This window comes from Cupriavidus pauculus, from assembly GCF_008693385.1.
GTDB classification, from domain to species: domain Bacteria; phylum Pseudomonadota; class Gammaproteobacteria; order Burkholderiales; family Burkholderiaceae; genus Cupriavidus; species Cupriavidus pauculus_D.
In genome coordinates, this window is record NZ_CP044065.1 from 297,033 (window position 1) to 312,672 (window position 15,640).

Genomic DNA, 15,640 nt, shown 5'->3' on the forward strand with positions numbered 1-15,640 from the left:
GCGCCCGACCGGGCGCGTGGGACGGTAATGCGAAGACCCGTGTGCGTGGGCGAAGCCCGGTCGTCTTGCTGTCGTCTCTCCCGGTCCGGCGTCAGTTCTTCTTCTCGAACTCGAACTGCGGTGCCGCCGGTTCGCTCTCGCTCTGCTGCGGCACGTTGAGGTCCAGCGAGCCCGCGCTGGAGCCTGGCGCCGATGCCGGTGCCGTCGGTGGCGGCACGTTCTCCGCGCCACCCCCGCCCCCAAGCGGAATGCTGATCTCCGCCGAGTTGCTGTGTTTCATCGACCCCTTGTCGAGGAACATCGTCACCATGCCGGGCCAGAACATCACCAGCAGCACCATGATCATCTGCAGGCCGACCCAGGGCAGCGCGCCCCAGTAGATGTCCGAGCTCTTGACTTCCTTCGGCGCGATGCCGCGCAGGTAGAACAGCGCGAAGCCGAACGGCGGGTGCATGAACGACGTCTGCATGTTCACGCACAGCATCACGCCGAACCAGACCAGCGCGGCCGTGGCCGCCGCTTCGGGGTTGCCGCCCATCGAGTCCGCGACCACGGGGGCCAGCACCTTGACGGCGACCGGCGCGAGCATCGGCACGACGATGAACGCGATCTCGAAGAAGTCCAGGAAGAACGCGAGGAAGAAGATGAACAGGTTCACCACGATCAGGAAGCCGATCCAGCCGCCCGGCAGCGAGGTGAACAGGTGTTCGACCCATGCCCCGCCATCGACGCCCTGGAACACCACCGAGAAGCAGGTGGAACCGATGAGGATGAACACGACCATCGCGGTGATGCGCGCGGTGGACTGGTAGGCATCCACGATCAGCAGGCGCAGGTCGGTCAGCTGGCCCGCGCGCAGCAGCAGCCAGACCACCACGAGGTAGGCCACGGCCAGCGGAATGCGGAACGCGTGCGAACCGAACGCAAACACGCCGACCGCGGCGGCCACGAGCGTCGCGGCAATACCGATGCGGTAGATGTTGCGGTCGATACGGTTGAAGCCCTTGTCGCGGATGACGGCCAGCACCAGCGCGCCGACGGCGCCCATCGCGCCCGATTCAGTCGGGGTGGCGATGCCGAGCATGATCGTCCCGAGCACCAGGAAGATCAGCACCGCGCAGGGAACGATGCCGCGCAGGCACTTGGCCCACAGCGCCCACCCGCGCAGCGTGCGCGCTTCCGCGGGCACGGGCGGCAGCCAGTCCGGCTTGATGCGCGTGAGCACGAACGTGTAGAGCGCGAACAGCGCGATCTGCACGACCGACGGCCCCCATGCGCCGAGGTACATGCTGCCGACGTCTGCACTGCCGGCCGGCGTCTTGAGCTGGTCCGCCAGCACCACGAGCACGAGCGACGGCGGCACCAGCTGCGTGATGGTGCCCGACGCGGCCAGCACGCCGGTGGCGTACTTCATGTTGTAGCGGTAGCGCATCATCACGGGCAGCGAGATCATCGCCATGGCGATGACCTGCGCGGCCACGGTGCCGGTAATCGCGCCGAGGATAAAGCCGACGATGATCACCGAGTAGCCGAGGCCGCCGCGCACGGGGCCGAACAGCTGGCCCATCGAGTCGAGCATGTCCTCGGCGAGCCCGCATTTCTCGAGGATCGCGCCCATGAAGGTGAAGAACGGGATCGCCAGCAGCAGTTCGTTGGCCAGCACGCTGCCGAACACGCGGGTCGGCACGGCCTGCAGGAACTGGAGCGGGAAGTAGCCCCATTCGATGGCAAGAAAGCCGAACGCGAGACCGACGGCCGACAGCGAGAACGCCACCGGGAAGCCGATCAGCATGAACAGCACCAGGCCGCCGAACATCAGCGGCGGCATGTACTCCAATGGAATCATTGCACGGGCCTCTCGTATTTCGATTCGATGCGCACGAGGCCCTTGAGGGCGGCAAAGCGCTTGATGAGTTCGGAAATGCCTTGCAGCGTGAGGAAGGCAAAGCCGAGCGGTACCACGAGCTTGATGGGGTAGCGGGGGAGGCCGCCCGAGTTACCCGATTGCTCGAGGATGCGCCACGAGGGCATGAACAGCGAATCCCACGCCAGCCACGTGAAGAGGATGGTCGAAGGCAGCAGGAACACGACAATGCCGAAGATGTCGATCCAGTGCTGCGCGCGTTCGGACACGTTGCCGTAGATCAGGTCCACGCGCACGTGCTCGTTGCGCTGGAACGTGTACGACGCGCCGAACATCACCGCGACGGCGAACATGTACCACTGGAGTTCGAGCGGCCAGTTGTCGCTGAGATTGAAGCCGTAGCGGAGCAGGGCGTTCCCTGCGCTGATCAGGCACGACAGCAGGATCATGATGTTTGCAAGCCTGCCCGTGTGCTGATTCAACCTGTCGATCTGCCGTGACAGACCAAGCAAGTAGTTCATGGGTTGTCTCCCCCGTATTTTGCGGCGATTAGTGTATCTGTAACAAAATGCTGCGGCGCTCCGTAGTTGTACCTATCGATGGCGTGCGCGCAACGGACAGACATGAAAAAAGCCGCCGGAGCTTTCGCTCGGCGGCTTTTTGTTGCGCAGGCTTACGCGAAACTTACGACGATGGCGAGAGGCTCGCGCGCGCCGCCTTGATCGCCGCCCGCACCTGATCGGGAGCGGTGCCGCCGATATGATTGCGCGAGGCCACCGAGCCTTCGAGCGTCAGCACCGCATGCACGTCGTCACCGATCAGCGAAGCCTTGTCGCCAAGGCCCGACGCGTCGCGGAGCTCGGCCACCGTGAGGTCGGCCAGATCGCACTGCCGCACGTCGCAGGCGCGCACGGCGTGGGCCACGGCCTCGTGCGCGTCGCGGAACGGCAGGCCGCGCTTGACGAGGTAGTCGGCCAGATCCGTCGCCGTGGCATAGCCCTGCAGCGCGGCCGCGCGCATGGCATCGGGCTTGACCGTGATGCCGGGCACCATGTCCGCGAAGATGCGCAGCGTATCGACGACCGTATCGACGGTGTCGAACAGCGGTTCCTTGTCTTCCTGGTTGTCCTTGTTGTACGCGAGCGGCTGGCCCTTCATCAGCGTGAGCAGGCCGATCAGGTGGCCGTTGACGCGGCCGGTCTTGCCGCGCGCCAGCTCGGGCACGTCGGGGTTCTTCTTCTGCGGCATGATCGAGCTGCCCGTGCAGAAACGGTCAGCGATATCGATGAAGCCGACGCGCGGGCTCATCCACAGCACGAGTTCTTCCGAGAAGCGCGAGACGTGCGTCATCACGAGCGCGGCGGCCGCGCAGAATTCGATGGCGAAGTCGCGATCGGACACCGCGTCGAGCGAGTTGCGGCACACGCCGTCGAAGCCGAGCTGGCTCGCGACGAATTCGCGATCGATCGGATAGCTCGTGCCGGCCAGCGCGGCGGCGCCCAGCGGCAGGCGGTTGACGCGCTTGCGGCAGTCGGCCATGCGCTCGGTGTCGCGCGTGAACATTTCCACATAGGCCATCAGGTGGTGGCCGAACGTCACGGGCTGGGCGACCTGCAGGTGCGTGAAGCCCGGCAGGATCGTATCGGCGTTCTGCTCGGCGAGGTCGAGCAGCGCGCCGCGCAGGGCGCCGAGCAGCCCGATGATGTTGTCGATTTCGCTGCGCAGCCACAGGCGGATGTCGGTCGCTACCTGATCGTTGCGCGAGCGGCCCGTGTGCAGGCGCTTGCCGGCGTCGCCGACCAGCGCGGTCAGGCGTGCCTCGATATTCAGATGGACGTCCTCGAGGTCGAGCTTCCACTCGAACGCGCCGGACTCGATCTCGCCACGGACCTGCGCCATGCCGCGCTCGATCTCGGCACGGTCGGCCTCGGCGATGATGCCCTGCTTCGCCAGCATGGCCGCGTGGGCCAGCGAGCCCTGGATATCGAACAGCGCGAGGCGCTTGTCGAAGAAGACCGAGGCGGTATAACGCTTCACGAGGTCGGATACCGGCTCCGAGAAGCGGGCGGACCAGGCTTCGCCTTTCTTGGCAAGTTGGGAAGTCATGACGGCAGGGCGCAAAAACGGGAAACCGCGATTATAAGCCGAGGCGGCCTCCCGGCTGGCGTCTTGTCCCGATGCGACCGCTGGCCCATGCCGGCGCGTGTGACGAAAGCTACTCTCCGCAGGTGTCGAAGTAGACGGCGCCGTCGCGCACGAGCTTCCGCAGCGTCCGCAACCCCCCAAGCATCTCCACGCAATCGGAGCAATCCTCGAGATGATGTTCGAGCCGGACGCTGTCCCCCGCGCCGATCTCCCCGTCCGCACACACCTCCAGCAACTGGCGGGCTTCGTTACAGTTCATGGCGTGGAACTCCGGAGCAGGACGATGGTGGCGGCGAGCTGGCGCCGCGCGCGGGAGAGCGTGGCCTGCACGGCCTCGCGGGAGCTATCGGTGACGGCGGCGATATCGCGGTAATGGAGTCCCTCGAGCTCGCGCAGCACGATGGCCTCGCGCGCCGCAACGGGCAGCCGTTCGAGCGCGGCCTGCACGAGGGGGAGATCCTCTTCGCGCAGACGGAGCATCGGATCGCCCGCGCTGGGCGTGCCGAGATCCAGCGTATCGCGCTCGGGCATGGCGGGCTGCCGCGCGCGCCACGTCGCGTGGACCATGGCCAGCAGCCATGTGCGGGGCCGCTCGCCCTGAAAGCCGCCGATGGCTTGCTCGGCATGGCGCAGCGATGCGTGCGCGAGGGCATCGGCGTCCTGCGCATTGCCGCACAGCCAGCGCGCGAGATTGTGCGCGGCATCCGCGTGCGGCAGCACGAGCGCGTCGAAACGGTTGGTCCGGGCGGACGACGTGGATGATGCAGACGAGGCAGACTGGACAGTCTGGTGAGACCACAGGCTCATGCGCTAACCCTCCCGCCGTCGGCATGACGGCGGGCCCAGTGTATCCGCGGCCCTTCCATTGCGCATCGACTTTCTGTCATGCGCCTGCCGCATCAATCGGGGTTCGACTCCGCGAGAGGCCGGTCGTGCGGGGCATGCGGCGATGCTGCACCGCCGCGAGCCAGGCGCGCGGCTTCGTGTGCTTCCGCACGCGCGGCCTTGCGCCGCATGTACCAGTAGTGCGCGCGATCGAGGTACAGGTAAACCACAGGTGTCGTGAACAGCGTGAGCAACTGCGAGACCAGCAGCCCGCCGACCATCGCGTAGCCGAGCGGGCGGCGCAGCTCGGAGCCCGCGCCGTGGCCGAGCATCAGCGGCAGGCCCGCCAGCAGCGCGCACATCGTGGTCATCATGATCGGGCGGAAGCGCAGCAGGCACGCTTCGTAGATGGCCTCCTGCGGCGTCAGTCCGCGTTCGCGCTCGGCCTGCAGCGCGAAGTCCACCATCATGATGCCGTTCTTCTTGACGATGCCGATCAGCAGGATCACGCCGATCAGCGCAATGACCGTGAAGTCGTAGCCGCCGAGCAGCAGCACGAGCACCGCCCCCACGCCGGCCGACGGCAGCGTCGAGAGAATCGTCAGCGGATGGATATAGCTCTCGTACAGCAGGCCCAGCACGATATAGACGGCGATGAGCGCCGCCGCGATCAGATACGGTTGCGAAGCCAGCGAGGCCCCGAACGCCTGCGCGGTGCCCTGGAACGCGCCCGAGAGCGCGGTGGGCTTGCCCATGGCCGCGAGCGCCTGGTTGATCGCGGTCACCGCGTCGCCGAGCGACGTGCCCTGCGACAGGTTGAACGAGATCGTCACCGCGGGGAACTGCCCCTGATGGCTGATCGACAGATACGACGTGCGGCCCGTGTCGATGCTGACGAACGCGGATAGCGGCACCTGCTGGCCCGTGATGGGCGAGGTCACGTAGAGCTTGTCGAACAGGCGCGGGTCTTCCTGCAGTTTCGGCGTGGCTTCGAGAATCACGTGATAGCTGTTGATCTGCGTGAAGTACTGCGCCACCTGCCGCTGGCCGATCGCGTCGTACAGCGTGGCGTCGATGAGCGCGGGCGTGATGCCGAAGCTCGAGGCGCGCGCGCGGTCGATCGTGATCATCGCGGCCGCCGCGGCGTTCTGCTGGTCGGACGCCACGTCGGCGAGTTCGGGCAGTTGCCGGAAGCGCTGCAGGATGCGCGGCGCCCAGCTGTTGAGTTCGGCGAGGTTGGCGTCGGTCAGCGTGAACTGATATTGCGTGCGCGACAGCCGGCCGCCGACGTTGATGTCCTGGCCCGCCTGCAGGAACAGGTTGGCGCCTTCCACCCTGGCCAGCTTCGGCCGCAGGCGCGCGATGACCTCGTCGGCGGTGGCCGTGCGGCCCTCGTCCTTCGGCTTCAGCGAGATAAAGAAGTTGCCCGTGTTGACGGTGTTCTGGCCGCCCGTCATGCCCACCGCGGCCACATCGGGATCCGCGCGCACGACGTCGGCCAGCGCGACCATGCGCGCATTCATCGACTTGAACGATGCGTCCTGCGCGGACTCGGCAAAGCCGAACAGGAAGCCGGTGTCCTGCTGCGGGAAGAAACCCTTGGGGACATACAGGAACAGCGCCACGGTCGCGGCCACGGTCAGGATGAACGCGCAAAGCGTGAGGAACTGGTGGCGCATCACGCGATCGAGCCCGTGCCGGTAGGCGTTGAGCATCGCGTCGAAGCCGCGTTCGAACAGCTGGAACAGCTTGCCGTGCTGCTCGGTGTGCCCGGGCGTATGGGGCTTGAGGAAGCGCGAGCACAGCATTGGCGTGAGCGTCAGCGAGACGATGACCGACACCGCGATCGTCAGCGTGACCGTCACCGCGAATTCGCGGAACAGCCGTCCGACGATGCCGCCCATCAGCAGCAGCGGAATGAACACGGCCACGAGCGACACCGAGATGGAGATGATCGTGAAGCCGATCTCGGCGGCGCCCTTGAGCGCGGCCTCCATGGGCGCCATGCCGTCCTCGACGTGGCGGTAGATGTTCTCGAGCATCACGATCGCGTCGTCCACGACGAAGCCCACCGCGATGGTCAGCGCCATCAGCGAGAGGTTGTCGCGCGAGTAGCCGAGCATGTACATGCCGCCGGCGGTGCCGAGCAGCGCGAGCGGCACCGTCACGCTCGGGATCAGCGTGGCGGGCAGGTTGCGCAGGAACATGAAGATGATCATCACGACGAGCGCGATGGTCAGCACGAGCGTGAACTCGACGTCCGCTTCCGACGCGCGGATATTCTGCGTGCGGTCCGCGAGCACGTTGACCTGCACCGACGCCGGGATCGACGCGCGCAGCTTCGGCAGCGCGGCCTTGATGCTGTCCACGGTGGCGATCACGTTGGCGCCGGGCTGCTTGGTCACCGCGAGGATGATCGCGCGGCCATTGTGGATGGTGGCGTCCTCGGGCACGGCCGCGCCCGCGAAGCCCCAGCCCGCGAGCTTGGCGTTCTCGGGGCCGTCGATCGCCACGCCCACGTCGCGCACGCGCACGGGCGCGCCGTTGCGGTACGCGAGCACCATGTCGTTCCACGCGGCGGCCTTGGTGAGCTGGTCGTTCGTGTAGACGTTGAACGCCTTGCTCGGCCCGTCGGTGCTGCCGGTGGGCGCGTTGACCGTGGTCGAGGCGATCACGCCGCGAATGTCCTCGAGGCTCATGCCGAGCGCCGAGATCTTGCCCGGGTCCACCTGGATGCGCACGGCCGGCTTCTGCTGGCCGCCGATATTGACGAGGCCGACGCCCGCGATCTGCGAGATCTGCTGCGCGAGGATGTTGTCCGCGTAGTCGTTGACGGCCGTGAGCGGCAGCGCGTCGGACTGCACCGCCATGACGAGGATCGGCGAGTCCGCGGGGTTGATCTTGCGGAACGAGGGCGGGCTCGGCAGGTTGGTCGGCAGCTGGCCGCCGGCCGCGTTGATCGCGGCCTGCACGTCCACGGCGGCGGCGTCGATGCTGCGGTTCAGGTCGAACTGCAGCGTGATCTGCGTGCTGCCCTGCGCGCTTTGCGAGGTCATCTGCGACAGTCCCGCGATCAGCGAGAACTGGCGCTCGAGCGGCTGCGCGACGTTCGACGCCATCGTTTCGGGGTTGGCGCCGGGGAGATTGGCCGTGACCTGGATCGTCGGGAAGTCGACCTGCGGCAACGGGGCGATGGGCAGCAGCGGCCAGGCGGCCACGCCGACCAGCAGCAGCGCCAGCGCGAGCAGCGACGTGCCGATCGGGCGCTTGATAAAGGCGGCGGAAATACTCATGAGCGGGGCGTGGCGGCGGTAGCGGTGGATTCGACGATCTTTGCGCCGGCGCGCAGCTTGTACTGGCCTTCGGCGACGACGCGGTCGCCCGCGGCGATGCCCTTGGCGATGACTGCGCGGTCGCCCTGCAACTCGGCGACATCGACGGGCTTCATCGCCACGGTGTCGTCGGCCTGCACCGCATAGACATACGTGCCCGCATCGTTGCGCTGGATGGCGGAAGAGGGCACCGTGATCGCCTGCGTGCGCTGGCCCAGTACGAGGCGCGCATCGACGTACTGGCCCGGCCACAGTGCATGGGTCGGGTTCGGAAAGCGCGCCTTGAGCTGGATGGTGCCGCTCGTGGTATCGATCGTGTTGTTCACGAGAATCAGCTTGCCCTCGCCGAGCCGCTTGCCGGACTCGCGCTCGTTGGCATCGACGGCCAGTGGGGTGGTGTCGTCGTGCGTGGCGTCATGAATGCGCGACACCGCTTCTTCGGGCAGCGTGAACACCACGTCGATGGGATCGATCTGCCGGATCACGACGAGACCCGTGGTATCGGTCGCGTGGACGATATTGCCGGGATCGACGAGGCGCGCGCCGACGCGGCCGGCCAGCGGCGCGGTGATCGTCGTGAAGTCGAGCTGCACACGCGCGAGCGCGATCTGCGCGTCATCGTTACGCACCGCGGCTTCGAGCTGCGCCACCGTTGCGCGCTGCGTATCGAGCGTCTGCTGCGTGGTCGCGTTTTCCGTGATCAGTCCCTGGAAGCGCGTGAGGTCCAGCTTCGCGTTGGCGAGGTTGGCCGCGTCGCGCGCGCGCGTGGCCTGCGCCTGCTGCAACTGCGCCTGGAACGTGCGCGGGTCGATGCGCGCGAGTACCTGTCCCTGCTTCACGTCCTGCCCCTCGACGAAGCCCACGCTCTCCAGCTGTCCGTCGATGCGCGGCTTGACCGTGACGGTCTGCATCGCCTGCACGGTGCCGACGCCGACGAGGCCGATATCCACGTCCTGCGCCTGTGCGCGGGCCGTGGTCACGCCGACGGGCGGCGTGGGGGGCTTGCCCGGCTTGGGCGCGAACACGCGCGTGGCAACGTACCCGCCCACGCAGACGAGGAGGATCGCCGCGATGGCGATGCGTGCGCGGGCGTGCTTGTGAGGTCGGGCTGCGGCGGTCATGGCAAGGGATCGGTTGGTATGCGGGGCGTATGAGAGCGGCGCGCGGTTCAGCGCTGGGCGGCGACGGCCGGTGCGTCGTGGGTAGTCATCGGCGGTGGAGACCGCAATGCATCGGTCTGCCATCCGCCACCGGTCGCCTTGACGAGTGCAACGCTGGCCGCGAACGCGCGGCCGCGCAGCGTGATGGCCGTGCGCTCGTTGGTCAGCGCCAGCTGCTGCGCGGTGATGACGGTCAGGTATTGCGCGGTGCCGGCGCGGTATTGCGCGAGCGACACGCGCTCGGCGCGCCGCGCGGCATCCACCGCGCGGTCTTGCACCACCACTTCCTGATCGAGCACACGCAGCGCGGACAGGCTGTCTTCCACTTCCTGCAGGCCCGAGAGCACGGTCTGGCGGTATGCGGCCGCGCTTTCATCATAGGCCGCGACGGCCTGATCGTTGCGCCCGCTGCGCAGGCCGCCGTCGAAGATGGTCTGCGCGAGGCCCGCGCCCAGCGACCATACCCGGCCCGGCGCGATAAACCAGTTGGCAAGGTTCGCACTGCTGCCGCCGCCCGATGCGGACAGCGTCAGCTGCGGGTAGTACGCGGCGCGCGCCACGCCGATCTGCGCATTGGCGGCCGCCATCCGGCGTTCGGCGGCGGCGATATCGGGACGGCGTTCGAGCAGCGTGGACGGCAGGCCCGGCGGCGGCGCGAGCAGCCGCATCGTGACCGGCGTGCCGGGTGCGGCCTGCGCGAGCGCGAAGGCGCCGGGCGCATGGCCCGTGAGCACGGCCAGCGCATGTTCGAGTTGCGTGCGCTGGACGTCGAGGTCGATGCCCTGCGCGCGCGCGGATTCGAGCGTGACCTGTGCCAGCGACACGTCCGCATCGGTGGCGATGCCCGCGCGGAACTGGCTCTGCGTGAGCTTCAGCGACTCCTCGTCGGCGGCGACCGTGCGCGCGAACAGATCCTTGAGCACGTCGGTCGTGCGCAACTGGACGTAGTCCTGCGCGACCTCGGCCTGAATGGCGAGCCGCGCGGCGGCCAGGTCGGCCGCCGTGGCCTGCTCGGTGTCGCGCGCGGCTTCCACGGCGCGGCGCACGAGGCCCCACAGATCGACTTCCCAGCTGGCATCGAGCAACGCGGCATGGCTGTTCGACACGGCCGGCACGCCATTCGACGACGCGCGGCCGCGGCCCGTCGAGACCTCCGCGCCGAGCGTCGGGAACAGCCCGGCCCGCGCCTGCTGCGTGAGCGCGCGCGCCTGCCGATAGCTCGCTTCCGCCTGCCGTAGCGTCTGATTGGCCGCCATGGCCGCATCGACGAGTCCATTCAGGGTCACATCGCCATAGGCGGTCCACCAGTCCTGGTTCGGATCGATGCTGGCCGGCTGCGCGACCTTCCACTGGTCGTCGGGCGGCGGCACCTCGCGCCAATTGGCCGGTAATTGCTGGTCGGAGAGCGTAGGCTTGACGTAGTCGGGGCCGACCGTGCATCCGGAGAGCGCCGCCAGCGCGGCGAGCGCGAGCGTGGTGAGGGTGGCGGCAACGGCGGCGCGCGCGGCACCTGGTGGGGGAGCGGTCATTGGCGGACTCTGTCGGTCGGGCTTGACGGGCAAGCAGGCGCGCGACGGTCTGCTCGGGGCAGCCATCGCGGACAGATTCACTGTAAGCCTCGCGGGGGTGCCCGTGTATGTCCGGTTACACGTGGCGTATTACGGTGTGTTTCTCCGTATTACGCCATGTTTCGCACTTGGTACCGAGTCGCTTCCCACGCGCTTTCCATGGGCTTTCCAACGAGGAGACATGACGATGCCAGCATTGCACGACCATCGCTATCCGAACGAATCGGCCGACTACCGCGCCGCGCGCGACGCGCTGCTCGAGGCCGAAATCGCGCTGCGCCGCCAGACCGAAGCCGTGGCCGCGATGCGCCGCGCGCTGCCGCCGGGCGGGCGCGTTGAGGAAGACTATCTGTTCGAGCAGGCCATGCCCGGCCAGCCGGGGCAGGTGCGGCTCTCGGAACTGTTTGCGCCGGGGCAGGACACGCTGGTGCTCTACAACTTCATGTACGGACCGAACATGAAGCAGGCCTGCCCGTCGTGCACGTCGATCCTCGATGCGATCGACGACGTGGTCCCGCACGCGCGCCAGCGCATCGGCTTTGCCGTGGTGGCCCGTTCGCCGCTGGAGCGCCTGCTCGCCTATGCCCGGCAGCGCGGCTGGGCACACATGCGGCTGCTGTCGTCGGCCAATAACGCGTATAACGCCGACTACCATGGCGAAACCGCCGAGGGCGCCCAGATGCCGATGCTCAACGTGTTCACCCGCCGCGACGGGGAATTGCGCCATTTCTACGGGACCGAGCTGATGTTCACCAAGGGCGAGGACGGCCAGGATCCGCGCCACGTGGATCCGATCTGGCCGCTCTGGAGCCTGCTGGACTACACCCCGGAAGGCCGGGGCGACTGGCGGCCGGCGCTGAATTACTGACTTCCCACGTGAATCTTTCAAGACATTAGGGAAAACCCGTATCAAGTTCCTGCCTTGAAAAGGACATACCCCGTCCTTATAATTAGCACTCGTCGGGCCTGAGTGCTAACAGCATTCACCCGCAGGCACGTGAAGCGTGCCAACCCCTTCCCGATGGAAACCTGATGGTCGTCCGGATGTTCAAGACTGGACGGCCATTTGTGGATCAAAACTCACTTTTTGTATTAGGAGTCCGTATGAATCTGCGTCCCTTGCACGACCGCGTGATCGTGAAGCGTCTGGACAACGAAACCAAGACCGCGTCCGGCATCGTGATTCCCGATAACGCCGCGGAAAAGCCCGATCAGGGCGAAGTGCTGGCCGTGGGCCCCGGCAAGAAGGACGACAAGGGCAACTCGATCGCCCTCGACGTCAAGGTGGGTGACCGCGTGCTGTTCGGCAAGTACGCCGGCCAGGGCGTGAAGGTGGATGGCCAGGAACTGCTGGTCATGCGCGAAGAAGACATCATGGCCGTGGTGCAGAAGTAATTTTTTCGCATCCACCTCGTACAGCATCAGGAGAATCAGAACATGGCAGCAAAAGACGTAGTGTTCGGCGACGCCGCCCGTGCCAAGATGGTCGAAGGCGTGAACATCCTCGCCAACGCAGTGAAGGTTACGCTGGGCCCGAAGGGTCGTAACGTGGTGCTGGAGCGCAGCTTCGGCGGCCCGACCGTGACCAAGGACGGTGTGTCCGTGGCCAAGGAAATCGAACTGAAGGACAAGCTCCAGAACATGGGCGCGCAAATGGTCAAGGAAGTGGCTTCCAAGACCAGCGACAACGCCGGTGACGGTACCACCACCGCAACCGTGCTGGCCCAGTCGATCGTGCGCGAAGGCATGAAGTTCGTGGCCGCCGGCATGAACCCGATGGATCTGAAGCGCGGCATCGACAAGGCCGTGGCCTCCGCCGTGGAAGAGCTCAAGAAGCTGAGCAAGCCCACGACGACCAGCAAGGAAATCGCTCAGGTTGGCGCCATCTCGGCCAACAGCGATGCCTCGATCGGCGAGCGTATCGCCGAAGCGATGGACAAGGTCGGCAAGGAAGGCGTGATCACCGTGGAAGACGGCAAGTCGCTGGCCGACGAGCTGGAAGTCGTGGAAGGCATGCAGTTCGACCGCGGCTACCTGTCGCCGTACTTCATCAACAACCCGGAAAAGCAGGTTGTTGCCCTGGACTCCCCGTTCGTGCTGCTGTTCGACAAGAAGGTGTCGAACATTCGCGACCTGCTGCCGGTGCTGGAGCAAGTGGCCAAGGCTGGCCGTCCGCTGCTGATCATCGCTGAAGACGTCGAAGGCGAAGCCCTGGCGACCCTCGTGGTGAACAACATCCGTGGCATCCTGAAGACCGCCGCCGTCAAGGCTCCGGGCTTCGGCGACCGCCGCAAGGCCATGCTGGAAGACATCGCCATCCTGACCGGCGGTACCGTGATCGCCGAAGAGATCGGCCTGACGCTCGAGAAGGCTACCCTGCAAGACCTGGGTCAAGCCAAGCGCATCGAGATCGGCAAGGAAAACACCATCATCATCGACGGTGCTGGCGACGCATCGGCCATCGAAGGCCGCGTGAAGCAAATCCGTGCCCAGATCGAAGAAGCGACCTCGGACTACGACCGTGAAAAGCTGCAAGAGCGCGTGGCCAAGCTGGCCGGCGGTGTTGCCGTGATCAAGGTTGGCGCTGCCACCGAAGTCGAAATGAAGGAAAAGAAGGCACGCGTGGAAGACGCGCTGCACGCAACCCGCGCTGCCGTGGAAGAAGGCATCGTCCCCGGCGGTGGTGTTGCACTGCTGCGCGCTCGCGCTGCCATCTCGGGCCTGACGGGCGACAACGCCGATCAGAACGCCGGTATCAAGATCGTGCTGCGCGCGATGGAAGAGCCGCTGCGCCAGATCGTGCTGAACGCCGGTGAAGAAGCCTCGGTCGTCGTGGCCAAGGTCATCGAAGGCAAGGGCAACTACGGCTACAACGCGGCCTCCGGCGAGTACGGCGACCTCGTGGAAATGGGCGTGCTGGACCCGACCAAGGTGACCCGCACCGCGCTGCAGAACGCCGCTTCGGTGGCGTCGCTGATGCTGACGACCGACTGCGCCGTGGCGGAAACGCCGAAGGAAGAATCGGCGCCGGCAATGCCGGGCGGCATGGGTGGCATGGGCGGCATGGAAGGCATGATGTAATTTGCCTGACAGCCGGCCTCCATCGGCCTGCTTCAAGAAAAACCCCCGCGGGTGCGAACCCGCGGGGGTTTTTTCATTGGCGTGCGGTTATTGCTGCTGGAGCTGGACCGGCGCGCCGGGCTTGCCGTCGGCCTGCGGCGCCACCATCAGGTAGCGGCGCTTGTCGGTTGCGGGATTGGTCGGCGCGTGGGTCGGCGCGTGGGTCGGCGCGTGGGTCGGCGCGTGGGTCGGCGCGTGGTCCGGCGTCACAACCTGGCGGATCGGGCCGATCGAATTGACGATGGCCGAGCCCGCGGGATTGGTCATGAACGACGCGAGCGGCTGCACGTTGCCGCTGCCGTCGGCGTTGTCGGCCAGCGCGAGCACATACGGCGCCCTGGGCTGCAGACCCGTCACCGATGCCTGCAGCACCTGCACGAGGCCCTGATCGAACAGCGAGACGCTGGTAGGGGCCGCGGCCGCGCTGGCACCGGCCGGCGCGAGCGTCAGATGCGAGACCTGCCCGGCCACGCCGAGCGGCTGCAGGTTCTGCGTGCCGTCGCCTTCGGGCACCGCGTCTGGCACGTAGGCGATGGCCTGCGGCGCCTGGCCGATCGGCACATTGGCGACCACGCGCTGCGTGGCGGTATCGATCGCGGCAAGCGCGTCCGCGTTCTCGAGGCCCACATAGATGCGCGTGCCATCGGCCGAGGGCCACACGCCGTGCGGGAGCTTGCCGACCGGAATCGTCGCCACCAGCGAGAAATCGTCGGTGCGGAAGACCTTGACCACGTTGAGGCCGCCGACGGTGATATAGGCGAACGTTCCCTTGGGCGTGCGCGCGAAGTTCACATGGTTGGTGATCGGGCCGGTGTCGATCGTCCGGATCGGCGCGAACGGCGGCCTGGCATCGAACACCTGCGTGCGGCCCACATCCTTGAGCGTGAACCAGACCTGCGTGCCGTCCGGCGAGGCGGCGATATTCGGGCAGAACGGGCTTTCCTGCTTCACGGTGCCGACGATCTTGTGATCGGCCACGGAGACGACCTTGGTCTCGGGATTGAACGACGAGCAGATATAGCCGTACTTGCCGTCGGGCGAGAAGATCTGCATGCCGGGGCCCGCCGGCGTGACGATGCGTGTCTTCTCTTCGAACGTGTTCGCATCGAGCACGGCCACGTAGTTCTCCCCGCGCACGGTGACCCAGACCTCCTTGCCGTCTGGCGTGTAGAAGGCCTCGTGCGGCGAGCGGCCGACGTAGGTCGTGTGCTTGACCGTATTGGTCTGCGTGTCGATGAACGTGACCGAGTTGGAGCCGATGGATACCACGGCGAGCGTGCGGTGGTCGGGGGAGAAGCCCATGCCGTGCACGAGCACCTGCCCGCGATAGAGCGGGCTGAAGTTGCCCGGGGACGGATCGCCGAGGCGGATCACGCCAAGCAGGCGGTTATCGGCGGGGTCCGTGACCGATACCGTGTTCGAGAACTGCTCGGCCGCGTAGAGACGGTCGCGGTGGCTGATGGGAATGTCGGCGGCGCTGGCTGCGCCCGGGGCCTGGCCGGCCCAGGCGGTGGCGGCGGTGGCGGTGAGGGCGATGCCAGCGGCGAGCGCGGCGGCGAGGCGGGTAAGCGGGTGATGTGTCATCGGGGCTTGGGTCGTTGGGATGTATGGGTGTGCAAGAGGACG

Annotated in this window: 12 protein-coding genes; 3 read left to right on the plus strand and 9 right to left on the minus strand. The window is 66.8% G+C overall.

What is annotated here, in order from left to right:
- Window positions 1-91: 91 nt before the first annotated feature.
- The 8 genes from FOB72_RS01405 to FOB72_RS01440 all read right to left on the minus strand — a co-directional run bounded on the left by FOB72_RS01405 (window position 92) and on the right by FOB72_RS01440 (window position 10,855).
- A complete protein-coding gene (locus tag FOB72_RS01405) occupies window positions 92-1,846 on the minus strand; it encodes a TRAP transporter large permease subunit (protein ID WP_150370903.1) in 1,755 nt (584 codons plus the stop codon).
- Window positions 1,843-2,385, minus strand: coding sequence for a TRAP transporter small permease subunit (locus tag FOB72_RS01410; RefSeq protein WP_150370904.1), 543 nt, complete (start codon window positions 2,383-2,385; stop codon window positions 1,843-1,845). Before FOB72_RS01410 ends, FOB72_RS01405 begins: the two co-directional genes overlap by 4 nt.
- 163 nt (window positions 2,386-2,548) lie before the next feature.
- The gene (gene argH / locus FOB72_RS01415; protein WP_150370905.1) at window positions 2,549-3,970 is read right to left on the minus strand and encodes an argininosuccinate lyase; all 1,422 of its coding nucleotides are present in this window, start codon (window positions 3,968-3,970) and stop codon (window positions 2,549-2,551) included.
- A 109-nt stretch (window positions 3,971-4,079) separates the two neighbouring features.
- Entirely contained in the window at window positions 4,080-4,268 is a 189-nt protein-coding gene (locus FOB72_RS01420; RefSeq protein ID WP_150370906.1) for an anti-sigma factor family protein, read from the minus strand.
- A complete protein-coding gene (locus tag FOB72_RS01425) occupies window positions 4,265-4,816 on the minus strand; it encodes a sigma-70 family RNA polymerase sigma factor (RefSeq protein ID WP_150370907.1) in 552 nt (183 codons plus the stop codon). The genes FOB72_RS01420 and FOB72_RS01425 overlap by 4 nt, the downstream gene beginning before the upstream one ends.
- Window positions 4,817-4,908: 92 nt before the next feature.
- On the minus strand, window positions 4,909-8,127 hold the full coding sequence (locus FOB72_RS01430) for an efflux RND transporter permease subunit (RefSeq protein ID WP_150370908.1): 3,219 nt from the start codon (window positions 8,125-8,127) through the stop codon (window positions 4,909-4,911).
- Window positions 8,124-9,287: an efflux RND transporter periplasmic adaptor subunit gene (locus tag FOB72_RS01435; RefSeq protein WP_150370909.1), complete on the minus strand. Its 1,164-nt coding sequence runs from the start codon at window positions 9,285-9,287 to the stop codon at window positions 8,124-8,126. The genes FOB72_RS01430 and FOB72_RS01435 overlap by 4 nt, the downstream gene beginning before the upstream one ends.
- 47 nt (window positions 9,288-9,334) lie before the next feature.
- Complete coding sequence (locus tag FOB72_RS01440) at window positions 9,335-10,855, minus strand: efflux transporter outer membrane subunit (protein ID WP_150370910.1); 1,521 nt, start codon at window positions 10,853-10,855, stop codon at window positions 9,335-9,337.
- A 226-nt stretch (window positions 10,856-11,081) separates the two neighbouring features.
- Between FOB72_RS01440 and FOB72_RS01445 the strand changes: the two genes are divergently transcribed.
- The 3 genes from FOB72_RS01445 (at window position 11,082) to groL (ending at window position 13,975) form a co-directional block, all read left to right on the plus strand.
- Window positions 11,082-11,762, plus strand: a complete 681-nt coding sequence (locus tag FOB72_RS01445) for a DUF899 family protein (RefSeq protein WP_223851382.1) — start codon at window positions 11,082-11,084, stop codon at window positions 11,760-11,762.
- Between the two features lie 236 nt (window positions 11,763-11,998).
- Window positions 11,999-12,289, plus strand: coding sequence for a co-chaperone GroES (gene groES / locus FOB72_RS01450; protein WP_109580319.1), 291 nt, complete (start codon window positions 11,999-12,001; stop codon window positions 12,287-12,289).
- Between the two features lie 42 nt (window positions 12,290-12,331).
- The gene (groL, locus tag FOB72_RS01455) at window positions 12,332-13,975 is read left to right on the plus strand and encodes a chaperonin GroEL (RefSeq protein WP_150370912.1); all 1,644 of its coding nucleotides are present in this window, start codon (window positions 12,332-12,334) and stop codon (window positions 13,973-13,975) included.
- Window positions 13,976-14,062: 87 nt separating this feature from the next.
- Here the strand turns inward: groL and FOB72_RS32760 are convergent, their stop codons facing one another.
- Entirely contained in the window at window positions 14,063-15,598 is a 1,536-nt protein-coding gene (locus FOB72_RS32760; protein WP_150370913.1) for a YncE family protein, read from the minus strand.
- Window positions 15,599-15,640: the final 42 nt, after the last annotated feature.

Bases quoted from the DNA above. Each gene is read 5' to 3' on its own strand.
- FOB72_RS01430 (WP_150370908.1), bottom strand. From the start codon at position 8,127: ATGAGTATTTCCGCCGCCTTTATCAAGCGCCCGATCGGCACGTCGCTG.
- argH (WP_150370905.1), bottom strand. From the start codon at position 3,970: ATGACTTCCCAACTTGCCAAGAAAGGCGAAGCCTGGTCCGCCCGCTTC.
- FOB72_RS32760 (WP_150370913.1), bottom strand. From the start codon at position 15,598: ATGACACATCACCCGCTTACCCGCCTCGCCGCCGCGCTCGCCGCTGGC.
- FOB72_RS01425 (WP_150370907.1), bottom strand. From the start codon at position 4,816: ATGAGCCTGTGGTCTCACCAGACTGTCCAGTCTGCCTCGTCTGCATCA.
- FOB72_RS01435 (WP_150370909.1), bottom strand. From the start codon at position 9,287: ATGACCGCCGCAGCCCGACCTCACAAGCACGCCCGCGCACGCATCGCC.
- groL (WP_150370912.1), top strand. From the start codon at position 12,332: ATGGCAGCAAAAGACGTAGTGTTCGGCGACGCCGCCCGTGCCAAGATG.
- groES (WP_109580319.1), top strand. From the start codon at position 11,999: ATGAATCTGCGTCCCTTGCACGACCGCGTGATCGTGAAGCGTCTGGAC.
- FOB72_RS01440 (WP_150370910.1), bottom strand. From the start codon at position 10,855: ATGACCGCTCCCCCACCAGGTGCCGCGCGCGCCGCCGTTGCCGCCACC.
- FOB72_RS01405 (WP_150370903.1), bottom strand. From the start codon at position 1,846: ATGATTCCATTGGAGTACATGCCGCCGCTGATGTTCGGCGGCCTGGTG.
- FOB72_RS01420 (WP_150370906.1), bottom strand. From the start codon at position 4,268: ATGAACTGTAACGAAGCCCGCCAGTTGCTGGAGGTGTGTGCGGACGGG.
- FOB72_RS01445 (WP_223851382.1), top strand. From the start codon at position 11,082: ATGCCAGCATTGCACGACCATCGCTATCCGAACGAATCGGCCGACTAC.
- FOB72_RS01410 (WP_150370904.1), bottom strand. From the start codon at position 2,385: ATGAACTACTTGCTTGGTCTGTCACGGCAGATCGACAGGTTGAATCAG.